This is a genomic window from Corynebacterium stationis, from assembly GCF_001941345.1.
In the GTDB taxonomy this organism is placed as follows: Bacteria; Actinomycetota; Actinomycetes; order Mycobacteriales; family Mycobacteriaceae; genus Corynebacterium; species Corynebacterium stationis.
Genome location: NZ_CP009251.1, coordinates 175,555 through 190,066, shown reverse-complemented (window position 1 = coordinate 190,066; position 14,512 = coordinate 175,555). Strand labels below are relative to the sequence as shown.

Sequence of the window (14,512 nt, the reverse complement as noted above, 5' to 3'; positions counted from 1 at the left end):
TAATTGATCGGAGCCCCAGCATGGTCGAATCATTTCCTATTTTGACAATATTGCCGCCGCTAGTAGCGATTATCATGGTGATTGCTACCCGCAAGGTCTTAGCGTCACTGGCCTCCGGCGTGATCTTAAGTATCTTGCTGATCACAAATTTTCACCCAGTAGAAAGCCTGAAATTACTCTTTTCCAGCGTTCTGGAGCTGTTCTGGGCTGATGGTGCACCGAACTGGTACAACATTCTGATTCTCGCTTTCCTTTTGGAACTGGGTGCTATTACCGCCATTGTATTAATGTCGGGCGGCACCCAGGCCTTTTCCAATTGGGCTCGAAAGCGCGTGAAAAAACGCCGCGATTCTCAAATTCTCACGGTTATTTTGGGCATGGTCATCTTCATCGATGACTACTTCAATGCCCTTGCTGTGGGCCAAATTTCCCGCCCCATTTCCGATCAACACAAAGTTTCACGCGCAAAGTTGGCCTATCTCGTGGACTCGAGTTCTGCACCGACGGTGGTACTCGTTCCGCTTTCGAGCTGGGGGGCTTCGATCATTGGAATCATGGCTCCAATCCTCGCGGCCTCTGCGCTGACGATGAGTGAGATGGAAGTCTTCTTGCGCTCGGCGGCCATGAACTTCTATGCCATCGCAGCAATTATCTTGCTCTGGGTTGTTGTGTTGTGGCAACTTGACTTCGGTTCCATGCGCCGCGAAGAACAACGCGCGGCGTCGGGCAAAGGTGTGCTAGCTGACAAAGATGACGTGCCGGGACAGATCACCGACAACTTACCAACTCATGACCGAGGCACTATCCGAGCGCTGGCAGTTCCTTTCGCTGTCCTTGTCGTAGGAGTTATCTCCGGAATGTACCTCACCGGGGCCCGCGCCGCAGATTCATGGTCGGCACTAGACGCCATGGCTAATGCGGATGTTGCGATGGCGTTAAATATCGGCGGCATTGCAGGTCTGCTCATCGCCCTTACTTATTGCATCCGGTATACACGTCACGATGAAAAATTCACCGCTGGTGTTATTACCCGCGGTTCCTTGGAGGGCGCGAAATCCATGTTGCCGGCCATCTACATACTATTGCTGGCCTGGATGCTGGGATCCTTAATTAGCGAGCTAGGCACGGGTGCGTACTTCGCCAGCATCGTCACCGGCTTGTCTGTCACCCCAATCTGGTTAGTTCCAGTCTTATTCCTCATCGCCGCTGGCATGGCGTTTGCCACCGGCACCTCTTGGGGTTCCTTTGGCATCTTGCTGCCACTGGCTGGTGAAATCATGAATGCCGCTGCTCCCGATGGAACTTTGCTCATCCCAGCCTTCGGCGCGGTCCTTGCCGGTTCCGTGTGGGGTGACCATTCCTCTCCTATTTCCGACACCACCATTTTGTCATCCACCGGTGCCGGCTGTTCTGTCGCTACCCACGTCAATACTCAGTTGCCTTATGCCTTTGTGGGCGCTGCGGCAGCTTTGACCGGATATATACTTTTCGCCATCACTTCCTCTGCTCTCGTTGGCTTTGTGAGCATGATTATTGGGTTAGGAATCATCGTTGTCATGTTGAAATCGCGCAATCGATTAACTGTTGAGGAAGTAGCGGCCGAAGCATAGAACCAGCTATCTTGTAGCCTGATAGCTATGGCAACATACCGACTCCAGCCGGCACGGGCGGGAAAATATTTCGCGCTGTTGTGCGTGACTTTCGCACTAGCTATCGCAGCGCCCTTGGTTGCGTTGTCTGTATTTTCCACTAATCCAAAGCACACCGAGCCGCTGGTCATCACCACTTCTGAAACGCAGTGGGAGCAGCCGATTGACGGTGTGGAATGTGAGTGGGACCCAGCTGGGTTGTTACTTGATTCCTATATCTGCGGAAACACTAATGTCCAAGTCAGTTGGGTCAAAGACGTTAAGGACTCCGACCATTCTTTGCGCCGTGCAGTGCGTGCGCACAGCCTTACTGCACTTCCACGAGAACCCATCACTCACATTGAAAATGACGCCGTGATGGTTCTACCGAGTCTCAACATGGTTGCCATCAATATCCGTAATCAGAATCCCGCCCATGCCCGGGAAGAATTCCAGATCTTGTTGCAAGGACAACCGCAGCAACTACTTCCTCTGGCAGAAAAAGTGTGGGGAAGCTTTTCCGATGCCCCACTCCCGGTCGGTATGGAAGAAGACTTCACACCCCAACCGCAGGTAGAAATTCCGCTGCTGAATGCACAGGCGCCGAAGGAAGTAGCGATGGAGAATATTGCATGAGTAAATTTTTCTACATTCTGACCATCATCAGCATGGTGGTGGGCGGCTGCGTTGCTGGATTTATGTTTTTAACGGCGATTTTAATGTCACCAGGACTCGGCGTAATCAGCCTGATGTTGACCGCTGTGTATTTCGCCATCGTGATCTTTTTACTCTCTAGGCTGCCGTTTTGGCCGAAGAAAAAACCTGGGCAATCACGGCTGTGGGTTCATGCTGCCCTATTGTGGGGCGGAGGAGTTTCGATCCTGCTCAGCCTTCCGATGGGCACTCCGCTCATCGAAATTTTTGCGTATACATCCAGCCACTCCTCCGCTGCGTCTTGGGCCGGCGCTTATCCGGAAGAAATTGTAAAAGCACTGGGCGTAGTAATTATCTGCCTGGCTTTTACGCAGCTTTCCCGCCCTTGGCATGGCCTTTTAGTAGGTGCGGTCATCGGCTTGGGTTTTGAGACAGTAGAAAATGTTCTCTACGGCGCAAGTGGCGCACAGCTACACCCAGACTCTGATTGGCTAGGCTTTTGGCAATCATGGGGGTTGCGTGTGCTCGCAGGACCGGGTATTCACATCATGTGCACCGCTATTGCCGGTTGGGGCATCGGCTGGGCGCTCTTTGCTGCGAATGAATCCCGCTTATGGCGCATTCGCATGGTCATTGGCTGGTGGCTAGTGGCCTTTGCCATTCACTTCGCGTGGAATTATGACCTCGTTGCGCTAACGCCAATGGTCATTAAGGTGCTCATCATCATGGTCGCGATGTACTACATCTTTGCGCGCCTATGCATCGTCAGCACTAAGCTCTACCGCGAAGATGTAGGACATAGCTATACCTCTGAGATAATTACACGTCCAGACCTAAAATGTCATCAGACTCAGTGACATCATCTTCCGGAGCGTCCTCAACCTCAGTCAAAGTGATAGTAGCGCCGGTGGCATCTGCAACCAGGGCCATCAGCCCGAAGGTCGACAGCCATGGCTCGCGGATGACTTCGCCGCCGCATTCAATAGCGGACTTAATAGCCTGCTCCATATTCCGTACGCCCAAGTAGGTCTGCCAAAATCCTCCGACCTGCGGTGGGAACTTGCCCTGAGCATTCCACAGGCCTGCGAAAGGTGCGCCTTCTTCTTCCGCGGTTGCATAATCAGCATCTTCAGGCTTCTCCGAACCGGTGGTGGACTGGGTCCGGATCTCCCAGTTCAACAGCTCACCGTAGAAATCCAGTGCTTGCGCAAAGTCTTTCGTCGCCGTCATCTCGTGCCACACCGGCAGACCTGGCTCGCCGGCGGCAACGAATTGCTCGCTATTCTTTGGCTCAATCAGCCCGAATAGGGCACCGGTGACATCGCTAAGCAATGCCATCTGCCCCAGCTCTACCTGTTGTGGACCCGAAAGTACGCGACCGCCAAGTTCTTCGGCGCGTTGGCATTCCTTCTCTAAGTTGCCGGCGCGGAAGTAGGTCACCCACGTATCTGGCATGGTGGAATCAGCTGGCTGCGGGATAAAACCACCGATGGGAAGACCCTGCATGCGGCCGATGCGGTATTCATCAGTTTCCGCGGTGACTTCCCAGCCCAAAACCTCGCGGTAGAATTTCGCGGACTTTTCTGGGTTCGAGGTGGTGAGATCAATCCAGTAGGGCATGCCTACTTCTGACATAAATGCGGGCATGGTTTAGAGGTTCCTCCACTTTTCAGGATCAAAATCATCATCGGCGGTAGCTTCATCGAAGTAGTCATCATCGTCATCATCAGCCGTAGTTACGACCGCACAAATGTTGCCGATGCAGACCCTATCGCCAGCGCGCACACTCGCACCGCGGCGAGTATCCACCTCGCCATTGATGGTGACAGCTCCTTCAGCAATCGCAGCTTTGGCTTCCCCACCTGTGGAAACAAGGCTGGCTAGTTTAATGAACTGACCTAATTTAATGGACTCACCCGAGATCGGTACTTCGATGTCGCTCATAGCCACCTAGTTTACAGTTGGCAGCCAGATCCACACTTTCGGTGCTCAAACGTGCTTATTGCTTAGCGATGTTTTCCAGATCCTGATGATCCATTCCGCACAGATCCATGCGCACTGCCTTTCCGCGCAATAGGATGCCTTCGGCTTCCCAATGGGCTTGGGCACGGTCAAAGTCATGGGAAGTACCATCGGCTTTGATCACTCGCCACCAGCTCACGCGGGAGCCCCACTGCCGCATGATAGATCCCACCTGACGTGGGCCTACCCCTGCGGCTTTGCCGACTTCCCCATAGGTGGAAACATTGCCTGGGGGAATCAGCGCGGCGATATCAAGCACGCGCTGTGCCACATCCTCTGGTTCCGACATTCTTACTGCAATGGCTTGAGCCTGACCGCAGTGCCCGTGGCAGTGACCATCAACATGTCATTGGAAGTGCCCATCGGCGAGTAATCGAAAGCAATGCCTACCACGGCATCCGCGCCAACTTCCTGACCGCGGTTCCACAGTTCATTCAGTGCCGATTCACGGGCACGGACTGCTTCTTCTTCATAACCTGCGGAACGGCCACCGGTAATGGAACGGAAAGAGGCACCAATGTCTTTGAGGAAGTTAATGCCGGCTACCGTTTCACCCGCAATGATGCGGATATAGGTGTCAATTTCGCGGCCTTCAACGTTGTTCGTGGTAGTAAAAATCATGAGCCTAATACTACCCACTAAAGCAGATGGACAATGCCCTCGTAAACCATCACCGCTCCCAAAATAATGAAGATTACTCCAGCGAGGACATCGATAAGCGGCGAGTACTTCGCTAGCCAAGTGGAAAAGCCGCGCACAATAAACGTCACGACTACAAACCACGCCGTTGATAAAGCCAACAGCCAAATCCCAACTGCAAACGTCCAGGCGATAGACATTTCGGGCCGGATAAACTGCGCGAAGACCGCGCCGAAAAACACTAGAGCCTTGGGGTTGGACAAGTTGGTGTATAACCCCAGGCGAAATGCATGCGCGGGCATTTCTGTGTCAGCAACAGGTGCTGCTGGAGAGTCTTCTGTGGCCACAATATGCGATGGCGCGCGGCGAGCCCGAACGCCAGAGCGTACCGATTGGGTCCCCATCCACGCCAAAAATAGTCCGCCGAACAGCTGCAACAACCCCAGCAGCCCAGGGTGCGCAGCAATCAGCGCGGACATTCCCGCCAGCGATGCAGTCAGCCACACCGCGATACCGGCAGTAATACCGGCAGTACACCACAGCCCAGCGCGCACGGAGCGCGAGGCCACCCGCATCACTTGAACTACGTCAGGGCCTGGGGCGATACAGACTGCTAGCCAGACTCCGGTAAGTGTTAGTAATGATGCAAAAGCCACACAATGACTTTAGCTTTGGGTGCGTGGCTTCAGTTCTAGCCTGTCGATGTTGACGTGATTCGGCAACGACGCCACCCAACGCACGGCTTCCGCGACGTCATCAGCAACCAAGTTGAGCTGGCCATCGTAGACAGCCTGAGCGCGGTCTTCGTTTCCTTCGAAACGCACAAGCGAGAAGTCCGTTGCCACGCGACCCGGAATGATTTCTGTAGTGCGAATATTGTGGTTTTCTAACCGCAGCGCACGCGAAATAACGCGCACGCCGTGCTTCGCAGCGTTGTATCCAGATCCGCCCTCGTAAACGCTCCAGCCGGCAATCGAACCCATGTTGATAATCAGCCCGGAGTTATCAGGAGCTGCTTCGATCTTCTTAATCAGCGCCTGAATCAACCGCACCGTGCCCAAGACGTTGGTTTCATACATCCAGGTCCAGTCCTCAATGGAGGTTTCCGTCAGTGGTTCCAGTCCTTTGGCACCACCAGCGTTGTTAACCAGCAGATCCACGCGTGGCAGCTGCGCCGCGAGCGCATCGACTGATTCTTGGCTGGTCACATCCAATTCAACGGCAGTGCCGCCGATTTCTTCAGCCAATGCATCCAACTTGTCTTTGCGGCGCGCAGCCACAACAACGTGCCAGTCATCGTTAGCCAGCAAACGTGCACTAGCAGCGCCAATGCCTGACGATGCTCCGGTCACTACAGCAACTTTTTGACTCTCTGGGATACTCATGCACCCCACAATATGCCAATGAGACTCCTGCCACAGCCCTCGCACGGATTTCATTCACAAATTAGGAATGCAAGGGGCTCCTAGGGTCTACCGTACCGCTCCCAGTTACCTCGGATAAACCTGCCGGAAGGTGATGTTGATGCGGCCTTCTGTAAGACCGCAGGATTCATCGAGGGTACCGGGGCGGGTTTCGGGAATGCCGTGGAAGGCTTGGCGGTTGGGGCCGCCGAAGACGACGAGGTCGCCTGAGAGCAGGGCGATGTCATCCCACGGTTTATTGCGGTGCTCAGTACTACCGATGCGGAAGACTGCTTCATCACCGATGGACAAAGACACAATCGGAGCGAGCGTAGTTTCATAAGCATCTTGGTGCATTCCCATCGTGGCACCTGGCGGATAGAAGTTAATCAGCGCCATATCGGGACGAAAGCTATCTACCCAGGGTGAGAGTTCTTCGGCGACATCGGCAGCTGCCTGCAATCCACGGTGCGCTATATCCAGAAGGTTGTGCGGGACTGGACGAACGCGTGTGTCGGCTATGCGGTCCACGTAACGGTAGGTCTGATGGTCCCAGAAATGACCTAAGTGCAGCATAAATACGCTCATCTGTCCGCCAGATTTCAACACCGGCTTGTGCATAGCCATGGGTGTGCCGGCCATGATGCGGGCTTCATCGCGAAGCTGGCTCACCAAGGCCCGCTGCACCGAGGTATCCAACCAGCCGGGGACGTGCGCAACGCCTGGCTTTACCTTCGACGGATTGCGCTCGATGCCATGAAACAACATGACCCTTATCCTAATCGCCGAGCTTTTTGACACAATGAATCTATGACTAAGCAGCAAAATCAGTGGGAAGCCATGGTCTCCGGCCAATGGTTTATGCCTCGTACCCCGGAGACTACGTCCGAGCAGGTACGAGGCTTCAAACTCGCAAAGCAGCTCAATGATTTAGGAAATACGGATCCGGAAAAGGCACGTGAGGTCATCGCCAAGCTGATCCACCCGGATTCGGGCTCCACAATGATTCATGCACCCCTTAATATTGAATTCGGCACCAACCTGCGCTGTGGCGAAAGAGTCTTCATTAACTTTAATGCGACCATTCTGGCGCAAGCACCGATTACCTTGGGCGATGATGTCATGATTGGACCCAACTGCTCACTTATTACGGTTGGGCATCCGGTGGCAGACCATCAGATGCGCCGCGAAGGCTGGGAGCAGGCAAAGCCGATTTCTATTGGGGATAACACCTGGTTAGGGGCGAATGTGACTGTGTTTCCGGGGGTTAGCATCGGTAAGCAATGCGTCATTGGTGCCGGCACGCTGGTCACCCGCGATATTCCTGATAATTCTTTGGTGCTGGGCTCCCCCGGCAAGGTTGTGCGTACGCTCGATAAATAACTATGTCTTCTGCTTTTAATCTTTCCGCGATTGGCCAGGGCCTGCCCGTTGCCAACGATATTGACCGGCTGCCACAGCTTATCGCGCAGACCGGCCGCCTGGTTGTGCAAGCTCCGCCCGGTACCGGTAAGACCACCCTGGTGCCGCCGGCGCTCGCGAATCATTTCGGCAAAGTGCTGGTCACCGCACCTCGACGCGTGGCTGTGCGCGCTGCGGCGCGGCGTTTGGCACAGCTCGATGGCAGTCGTATCGGCGACAAGGTCGGCTTTAGTATCCGCGGCGAACACCACCCAGGCACACACGTGGAATTCATGACCCCGGGCGTACTGCTGCGGCGCCTACTCACCGACCCCGAGCTCACCGGCGTTAACGCCGTAGCTATCGATGAAGTCCACGAGCGCCAATTAGACACCGACCTGGTGCTAGCCATGCTGTTGGAATTAGCAGAGCTTCGCGATGACCTCTCCATCGTCGCCATGTCCGCCACCTTAGATGCGCAGCATTTCGCAAATTTGATGAATGCTTCCGTGCTGGATACCCCGGCGGTGACCTATCCGCTGGATACGCACTACGCCCCGCACCCCGGGCGCGCTGGCTGCACGCGGGAATTTCTCACGCATTTGGCCACGCAGGCACAATTAGCGCGGGAAACGACCGGCCATTCCGTCCTCGTGTTCGTCCCTGGCGTGCGCGAAGTTGAGCAAGTCTGTATGCAGATTCCCGGCGCGCTGCCGCTGCACGGCCGTCTGAGTTCTACCGAACAGGATCAGGCACTCAGGCCTTCCGATACCCCGCGAATCGTGGTCTCCACCTCCATCGCCGAATCCTCCCTGACCGTGCCTGGTGTGCGCGCGGTGATCGATTCCGGCCTTTCACGTGTGCCGCGCCGTGACGCTGCCCGTGGCATGACCGGGCTGGTCACTATTTCCGCTGCGCAATCCACGGTGGATCAGCGCGCAGGTCGTGCCGGGCGTGAAGGACCTGGCACCGTGATCCGTGCTTATTCCCAATCGGATTATCAGCATGCGGCCGCGCACATCACTCCAGAAATAGCGACCTCCGATCTCACTGAGGCCGCACTACTCATTGCAGCCTGGGGTGGCGGGGCGGACTTCCCACTGCCCGACAAACCACCGCATAATGCCTGGATGCAGGCACAGCAGGCACTCACCGACATCGGCGCAGTTCAGGATGGCACGATCACCGCGCTGGGCACCAGGTTGTCCAAACTACCGCTGCATCCGCGCCTTGGCCGCGCGCTGCTCGAATGCGGCCCGCAGGCGGCAGAGACCATCGCGGTTTTATCCGACTCCCCCTCGGGCAATATTGCCACGGCCCAACCACCCCAGCGCGAGGTCAAGCGCCTACGCAGCCTGGTGAAAGGTTCCACTTCTTCCGGCAGCAAGGATCCCGGCGTCATCACCGGTTTGGCCTTTCCGCAGCGCATAGCCAAGAAAGTTTCCGATTCTGACTACCTCTTGGCTTCCGGGACCCGAGCCTGGCTGCCGCCAGAATATAACGCCTTGCGGGCAAGTGAATGGCTCTCAATCGCTGAGGTCAGCGTATCTAAAACCGGCGCGGGCAAGGCAGGCTCAGTCATTCGCGCGGCAGCCACCATTTCCGAACGCGACGCCCTCGACATCATCGGCGTCGAAGAAACTCTTACCGCGACCTTCACCGGCGGCAAGCTGCAGGGCCGCGCGATTAAGCGTTCAGGGGCCATCGAGTTGTCCAGCACGCCAGTTAAGGTTCCACCAGAGCAGGCTTCCGCCGCGCTTGCCGATGGCATCCGCACCGAAGGCCTATCCCTCTTCACCTTTTCTGGCAAGGCACAGTCTTTGCGCGAGCGTTTGAATTTCTTGCATGCGCAGCTTGGTGAACCGTGGCCCGACGTGGAATCCTCTGACCCAGAGTACTGGCTGGGTCCTGAACTCGATGCCATGGCGCATGGCGCCTCGCCCAAGGAAATAGATATGTACCAGGCGCTACAGCGTCTCATGCCCTGGCCCGAGGCGAACTCACTCGAGGACCTCGCGCCCGCACGATTATCAGTGCCGTCTGGTTCGCATCCGCGGATCGACTATTCGACTGGACGCCCCGTCGCCCGGATGAAATTGCAAGAGTGTTTCGGCCTTAGTGAGTCACCTGAATGCGCCGGGGTACGCGTGCAGTTTCATCTGCTCTCCCCTGCTGGAAGACCACTGGCAGTCACCGATGATTTAAAGAGTTTTTGGTCTGGCCCCTATGCCGGAGTACGCGCCGATATGCGCGGGCGTTATCCCAAGCATCCCTGGCCGGAAGATCCGTGGACAGCTCAAGCCACCGCCCGCACCAAGAACCGAATGTAGCTAAAACCACTGTTGGTAAGCCAGATTCACCGACATCACCACGACTAAAGTAAGCAGCGCGTAGCGCACCAATTTGGTGCCGCCACCAAGGACGGTGCGCGCTCCCAGTTGCGCACCCGCGATATTCGCAATGGCTAAGGCAATACCGAGCGTCCACCACACGTGCCCGCCGATAATGAATGTGGCGAGGCCACCGAGGTTTGTCGCCGTATTAACTACTTTGGCCATGGCAGCAGATTTAATGAAATTCTGCGAAAAGATAGCGGTAAAGCTCATGATGAGGAACATGCCGGTGCCGGGACCAAAGATGCCATCGTAGAATCCAATACCAGCGCAGGCCGCAAGGGCTGCCCACGTGCGCCAACCACCGCGCACGCCATCAGAGTTGCCGGTGCCAAACGATGGTTTGAAAGCCACGAAGGTACCCACTGCGAGCAGCAGCACGATAATTAGCGGGCGCATGAATTCTTCTTGCATCAAAGTCGCTGCAAGCGCACCGACGCCGGACGCAATACCCGCGATGAGCCCTAATTTTAAAGTCTCTTTCATCGGCGGTTGCACCGTGCGCATCAGCGTAAAAGCGGCCGATGCCGTGCCCGATACCGCAGCCAGTTTATTAGTCGCCAGTGCCGTGGCAGGCGCGACTCCGGGAATCACCGCCATAATCAACGGGATAAGCACTAGTCCCCCGCCGCCGATAACAGCATCCACCCAACCCGCAACTGCGGCGCCGCCCAACAAAAGCGCCCACTGCGCAAGCTCTAGTTCCATGGCATTACTATAAACCGGTGATACCCTAGAGAGTCTTGGATACGCCAATGGTTAAGGCAGGCACATGGATTTCCGCTGGTTAGTCGTGGTCCCGGCATCGATAGTGCTGGGTTTTCTCTTTGACTGGCTCAATGTGCCCGCGGCATGGATTCTCGCAGCTATTGTGGCATCGGGTGCCGCAGCACTGATTTCGCAACGTGATATGCCGGTCAACAAGCACTTTTATGGCATCTCACGCGGGTTCATTGGAATTATGGCGGCGGTGCCGTTGACGTTGTCATCGGCAAGCCAGCTCATCAAGTATGTCCCCATGGGCATCGCTGTTGGCATAGCTTCCATCGCTTTCTGCATGGTGGGCGGCTTATTGCTGGCCAAGATGCAAAAGGGCGCAATTTCCCGCGAGACCGGCGTGCTTTCTCTTCTGCCCGGTGGTGCGTCGATGATGCCGCCGCTTGCCGATGAATTAGGAGCCGACTTCCGCTACGTCGCCCTCACTCAGTACCTGCGCCTGTTGTGCGTCTCCGTTAGTTTGCCGCTGCTAGTAACGTTTATGCCGCATCCATCCGGCGATACCGATGCCTCACTCCACGCGAATACGCAATGGTGGGTGATACTTTTAATCGTCGCGATTGCAGCATTCGGCGAACCTCTAGGCCAAAAGCTACGCATCCCCGTGGCTTCAGTCATGGGACCAGTTGTGCTCACCGTGCTGGTGTCTTTTTTGCTTCCCGACGCCGTCACCATGCAGCCGCTCGAAATATTCCGCATCATGGCCTTCCTATCCATCGGCTGGGTCTGCGGCGGTGGACTTTCCATGCCCACGCTGCGACACTTTGGACGCCAGCTGCCTGCAACCTTTGGTCTCATCGCACTCATCTTAGGCTCCTGCGCGACCCTCGCAGTGCCAGTCATGACGGTCTTCGACATCACCTACTTCGAGGCCTACCTCGCCACCAGCCCAGGTGCCCTAGAAACCGTCTTGGCACTTTCCTCTGAAGGCGGCGCCGGCCCAATCGTGGTCTCCCTGCAGATTATCCGCCTCATCTTGGTTCTTACCGTCGCGGCCTACCTGCCGCATATCCTCAGGGTCCTATTTCGTGGCCGGGGCAAAACTTCCTGAAAGCGACTGCAGCATCTGATGCGGCACAACGGTACTCATAATCAGCGTTGAGGTTAAACGACGAATGCCAGGAAGTTGGGACAATACCTCATCGTAAAGCTGCTGAAAAGCATTCTTACACTCCGCCGCGATATGCAGCTGGGAGCCCGGCTGCCCTAACAGCCTCGAAATCCCGAAATCGCCGATGACAAGCTGAGAGGCTGAGGTTTAATTCCGCGGCAATATCTGTCATCGTCGCGCGCCCATCCCTACCTAAGATTGAAAGAATCTTCATGTCTATAGCGTCCATGGGAAATAACCCGATGGCCTGGTCGCTGGTCGGTAAGGGGCGTGCTCGGCGAGCATATCACCGCGACATTAATTGTTGCCGCCGGCATCGCCGTTATTATGACCGCATCTGACACTGCCATGCTTGCGTTAACACTGACTGGCGTAGGACACATGGTGTGGCTCGGCATTCAGACACTACGCGAAGCACCTTCAGCCCAAGTAAAGATGAATGTAGCCCAGCATCCGCCTGCTCATCCAAGCCATGGGCATCAATCTACTAAACCCCAAGACCTACTTGCTTTCTTGGCGCTATTGCCTCACTTCACCAGGCAGGCAGCCGCGCCACCGGTTAGCGCGCAGATTTTAGTTTTCGGTGTTATCCACATCATTGGTTGCGCGGCGGTTTACCTGGCCGGCGAATATGGCGAAGCCACCGCCTTGGCTAACCGTCCCAAAGTTGCCATTACAGTGCGGATCCTGTCCGGCATCGGACTCGGCATTGAACAAACCATCACCACCTAGCGCCTGGGGCAACTGTAAATGTTTTGGACTCGTTATCTTGTTCGACTGGAAGGAAATCCTGAATGGCTATATCATCAAGTTTAGAAAATGTGTTCTAGTTGAACGGATATGCGATGAGTACGTGTTTCTATGCAGTCAACAATCCAGAGAATCCACTATCCCAACTTTATTCCACCACCCGCAGCATGGAGTATGAAGCTTGGTTAAAGCTCATTCCAGACTTCGAAGAAGATAGCGAATTAGTTAGCGAAAAATATGCCCGTCAGGCGGGCGAATCCCCCGATAACGTTATTAAAATCCTCGTCGCTTTACAGCGCTTAACCACTGAATTACCGCAACTCCATAAAGCCATCACCACTCACTGGCATTTAGATTTTCCACGCATTATCGCAATTGATACCGCCTTATCAAAGCTTGGCGCCACTCCTGAGCCCGAAGTGATTACCGAGCTGGATGCCAAAATCACCAGCTACCTCACCCCACGAACAGCCAATCAACACCTACCCAGCCCAAGAAATATTGGGCAACGCGTGCGCCAAATGGTCGCCGAATTCGATGACCGCATTCCCGTTAAAGATCCACGCCCACAACGGCGATTCACCAAAACCCAGGTGAGCGCAAACGCCTCATCGCTAACTATTGAAGCTCCGCACGAAGAAATCGAGACCGCTCACGAGAGCGTAAAAGCCACAGCGCGAGAATTAGGTATCAGCCGTGCTGAAGCAATTCTCAAAATCTTATCCGGAGAGCTTGACGCCAAGCAGGTTCAGACCAAGCTAGTGCTATTTACCGCAAAAGATCTGGAGGGGGTACCGGCGTACCTGCAAGGCGTGGGTTGGGTCGGACCAGAAACCGTCGAGCGGCTTCGGGAAGACGCCACCTTCATCGACATGGACGCCGCTGCCACTGCAGAAACCGCTAGCTACCGCCCAACGGATGCGATACGGACATTCGTCGAAGGCCGTGACGGCACCTGCCGCTGGCCTGGATGCTCAGTACCAGCCCAGCACTGCCAGCTCGACCATCGCCACAACTTTGATGAGGGTGGACCGACCTCGCCGTCAAACTTGTTCGCACTGTGCCAACACCACCACAACGTCAAGACCGATACTCGTGCGCATTACATCGTCGACCCTATCTCGGACGTCATTTACTGGATTTTCGAAGATGGAACTTGGGTCTCGGATTCCGCGCAAGATGGTCCGATTGGGCGCGGGGCGAAGAATTGGCTGCAGTCTTTCGCTCAAAAGATTGTCGCACGGCGCAAAAATGCGCAAGAACGTGCACATGAGCAGGCCCAAGAAATCGATGACTGGTATCACGAGCGCGCCGCCGCAGATAAGCGCGAGCAAGAATTCCAAGACCTACTGGATGAAACGTGGGTCGATGATGTCAAACTTGCCCAAGCTTGGCTTCGCGAAGGTGACTTCACCAAACCGTTCCCACCATCGATAAGTCCGAACGTCTTTATGCTCATCGAAGCCGCTAACATAATGGGGCTCAACTTCACCCCACCGAATGACATCGCTGGGTGGGTGCGAGTGCATAAGAAGCTAGTCGCGGCTGAAAAGGAAGAAATCGAGCGCAGGGTTCAGGAACAAGTCGACAGACTCGCAAGCCTTGTACCGGAAAACCTGTTAGAAGAGTTCAAATACAAAGCTAAGGTCGCATGCCGCTTACCGCACAATTGGAAACGGCCGTGGCGAAAGAAGAAAGAAAATGCCACGGCCGAAGAACCACCCTTTTAAAGGA

At 55.4% G+C, this 14,512-nt stretch carries 17 protein-coding genes; 8 read left to right on the top strand and 9 right to left on the bottom strand.

Features of this window, described 5'->3' with window-relative positions:
- Positions 1-20: 20 nt before the first annotated feature.
- The 3 genes from CSTAT_RS00990 to CSTAT_RS00980 are packed head-to-tail and all read left to right on the top strand — an operon-like array spanning position 21 to position 3,139.
- Entirely contained in the window at positions 21-1,610 is a 1,590-nt protein-coding gene (locus CSTAT_RS00990) for a Na+/H+ antiporter NhaC family protein (RefSeq protein WP_075722165.1), read from the top strand.
- Positions 1,611-1,637: 27 nt separating this feature from the next.
- On the top strand, positions 1,638-2,264 hold the full coding sequence (locus tag CSTAT_RS00985) for a hypothetical protein (protein WP_075722164.1): 627 nt from the start codon (positions 1,638-1,640) through the stop codon (positions 2,262-2,264).
- The gene (locus CSTAT_RS00980; RefSeq protein WP_075722163.1) at positions 2,261-3,139 is read left to right on the top strand and encodes a PrsW family intramembrane metalloprotease; all 879 of its coding nucleotides are present in this window, start codon (positions 2,261-2,263) and stop codon (positions 3,137-3,139) included. Before CSTAT_RS00985 ends, CSTAT_RS00980 begins: the two co-directional genes overlap by 4 nt.
- Here the strand turns inward: CSTAT_RS00980 and CSTAT_RS00975 are convergent.
- The 7 genes from CSTAT_RS00975 to CSTAT_RS00945 form a co-directional block, all read right to left on the bottom strand.
- A complete protein-coding gene (locus tag CSTAT_RS00975; protein WP_066839247.1) occupies positions 3,102-3,929 on the bottom strand; it encodes a VOC family protein in 828 nt (275 codons plus the stop codon). The genes CSTAT_RS00980 and CSTAT_RS00975 overlap by 38 nt on opposite strands.
- Before the next feature lie 3 nt (positions 3,930-3,932).
- The gene (locus tag CSTAT_RS00970) at positions 3,933-4,226 is read right to left on the bottom strand and encodes an RNA-binding S4 domain-containing protein (protein WP_066792139.1); all 294 of its coding nucleotides are present in this window, start codon (positions 4,224-4,226) and stop codon (positions 3,933-3,935) included.
- A 55-nt stretch (positions 4,227-4,281) separates the two neighbouring features.
- Positions 4,282-4,593: an MGMT family protein gene (locus CSTAT_RS00965; RefSeq protein ID WP_066792138.1), complete on the bottom strand. Its 312-nt coding sequence runs from the start codon at positions 4,591-4,593 to the stop codon at positions 4,282-4,284.
- Between the two features lie 2 nt (positions 4,594-4,595).
- A complete protein-coding gene (locus CSTAT_RS00960) occupies positions 4,596-4,925 on the bottom strand; it encodes a YbjQ family protein (protein WP_066839242.1) in 330 nt (109 codons plus the stop codon).
- A 17-nt stretch (positions 4,926-4,942) separates the two neighbouring features.
- Positions 4,943-5,599, bottom strand: a complete 657-nt coding sequence (locus CSTAT_RS00955) for a LysE family translocator (RefSeq protein ID WP_075722162.1) — start codon at positions 5,597-5,599, stop codon at positions 4,943-4,945.
- A 9-nt stretch (positions 5,600-5,608) separates the two neighbouring features.
- Entirely contained in the window at positions 5,609-6,328 is a 720-nt protein-coding gene (locus CSTAT_RS00950) for an SDR family oxidoreductase (RefSeq protein ID WP_066792135.1), read from the bottom strand.
- Positions 6,329-6,433: 105 nt separating this feature from the next.
- Positions 6,434-7,114 carry an alpha-ketoglutarate-dependent dioxygenase AlkB family protein gene (locus tag CSTAT_RS00945; protein ID WP_075722161.1) on the bottom strand — a complete coding sequence of 227 codons (681 nt, stop codon included), beginning with the start codon at positions 7,112-7,114 and terminating at the stop codon, positions 6,434-6,436.
- 42 nt (positions 7,115-7,156) lie between these two features.
- Between CSTAT_RS00945 and CSTAT_RS00940 the strand changes: the two genes are divergently transcribed.
- Both CSTAT_RS00940 and hrpB read left to right on the top strand, forming a co-directional pair.
- Positions 7,157-7,729 (top strand): sugar O-acetyltransferase, encoded by a 573-nt coding sequence (locus CSTAT_RS00940; RefSeq protein WP_075722160.1) that lies wholly within the window; start codon positions 7,157-7,159, stop codon positions 7,727-7,729.
- Between the two features lie 2 nt (positions 7,730-7,731).
- The gene (hrpB, locus tag CSTAT_RS00935; RefSeq protein WP_075722159.1) at positions 7,732-10,077 is read left to right on the top strand and encodes an ATP-dependent helicase HrpB; all 2,346 of its coding nucleotides are present in this window, start codon (positions 7,732-7,734) and stop codon (positions 10,075-10,077) included.
- Here hrpB and CSTAT_RS00930 read toward each other — a convergent pair whose 3' ends face one another.
- Entirely contained in the window at positions 10,078-10,848 is a 771-nt protein-coding gene (locus CSTAT_RS00930) for a TSUP family transporter (RefSeq protein WP_075722158.1), read from the bottom strand.
- 64 nt (positions 10,849-10,912) lie between these two features.
- Here CSTAT_RS00930 and CSTAT_RS00925 point away from each other — a divergent pair, with 64 nt between their 5' ends.
- Positions 10,913-11,968, top strand: a complete 1,056-nt coding sequence (locus tag CSTAT_RS00925) for an AbrB family transcriptional regulator (RefSeq protein WP_066792131.1) — start codon at positions 10,913-10,915, stop codon at positions 11,966-11,968.
- A 115-nt stretch (positions 11,969-12,083) separates the two neighbouring features.
- On the opposite strand, the gene CSTAT_RS13725 is transcribed toward CSTAT_RS00925, so the two are convergent.
- Entirely contained in the window at positions 12,084-12,200 is a 117-nt protein-coding gene (locus CSTAT_RS13725) for a winged helix-turn-helix domain-containing protein (RefSeq protein WP_283117165.1), read from the bottom strand.
- Positions 12,201-12,298: 98 nt separating this feature from the next.
- Between CSTAT_RS13725 and CSTAT_RS00915 the strand changes: the two genes are divergently transcribed.
- Positions 12,299-12,760 carry a LysE family transporter gene (locus CSTAT_RS00915; protein ID WP_075722157.1) on the top strand — a complete coding sequence of 154 codons (462 nt, stop codon included), beginning with the start codon at positions 12,299-12,301 and terminating at the stop codon, positions 12,758-12,760.
- Between the two features lie 113 nt (positions 12,761-12,873).
- Positions 12,874-14,508 carry an HNH endonuclease signature motif containing protein gene (locus CSTAT_RS00910; RefSeq protein WP_075722156.1) on the top strand — a complete coding sequence of 545 codons (1,635 nt, stop codon included), beginning with the start codon at positions 12,874-12,876 and terminating at the stop codon, positions 14,506-14,508.
- The last annotated feature ends 4 nt before the right edge of the window (positions 14,509-14,512 follow it).

Bases quoted from the DNA above. Each gene is read 5' to 3' on its own strand.
- CSTAT_RS00930 (WP_075722158.1), bottom strand. From the start codon at position 10,848: ATGGAACTAGAGCTTGCGCAGTGGGCGCTTTTGTTGGGCGGCGCCGCA.
- CSTAT_RS00970 (WP_066792139.1), bottom strand. From the start codon at position 4,226: ATGAGCGACATCGAAGTACCGATCTCGGGTGAGTCCATTAAATTAGGT.
- CSTAT_RS00910 (WP_075722156.1), top strand. From the start codon at position 12,874: ATGAGTACGTGTTTCTATGCAGTCAACAATCCAGAGAATCCACTATCC.
- CSTAT_RS00980 (WP_075722163.1), top strand. From the start codon at position 2,261: ATGAGTAAATTTTTCTACATTCTGACCATCATCAGCATGGTGGTGGGC.
- CSTAT_RS00940 (WP_075722160.1), top strand. From the start codon at position 7,157: ATGACTAAGCAGCAAAATCAGTGGGAAGCCATGGTCTCCGGCCAATGG.
- CSTAT_RS13725 (WP_283117165.1), bottom strand. From the start codon at position 12,200: ATGACAGATATTGCCGCGGAATTAAACCTCAGCCTCTCAGCTTGTCAT.
- hrpB (WP_075722159.1), top strand. From the start codon at position 7,732: ATGTCTTCTGCTTTTAATCTTTCCGCGATTGGCCAGGGCCTGCCCGTT.
- CSTAT_RS00975 (WP_066839247.1), bottom strand. From the start codon at position 3,929: ATGCCCGCATTTATGTCAGAAGTAGGCATGCCCTACTGGATTGATCTC.
- CSTAT_RS00985 (WP_075722164.1), top strand. From the start codon at position 1,638: ATGGCAACATACCGACTCCAGCCGGCACGGGCGGGAAAATATTTCGCG.
- CSTAT_RS00965 (WP_066792138.1), bottom strand. From the start codon at position 4,593: ATGTCGGAACCAGAGGATGTGGCACAGCGCGTGCTTGATATCGCCGCG.
- CSTAT_RS00950 (WP_066792135.1), bottom strand. From the start codon at position 6,328: ATGAGTATCCCAGAGAGTCAAAAAGTTGCTGTAGTGACCGGAGCATCG.
- CSTAT_RS00945 (WP_075722161.1), bottom strand. From the start codon at position 7,114: ATGTTGTTTCATGGCATCGAGCGCAATCCGTCGAAGGTAAAGCCAGGC.
- CSTAT_RS00990 (WP_075722165.1), top strand. From the start codon at position 21: ATGGTCGAATCATTTCCTATTTTGACAATATTGCCGCCGCTAGTAGCG.
- CSTAT_RS00960 (WP_066839242.1), bottom strand. From the start codon at position 4,925: ATGATTTTTACTACCACGAACAACGTTGAAGGCCGCGAAATTGACACC.
- CSTAT_RS00925 (WP_066792131.1), top strand. From the start codon at position 10,913: ATGGATTTCCGCTGGTTAGTCGTGGTCCCGGCATCGATAGTGCTGGGT.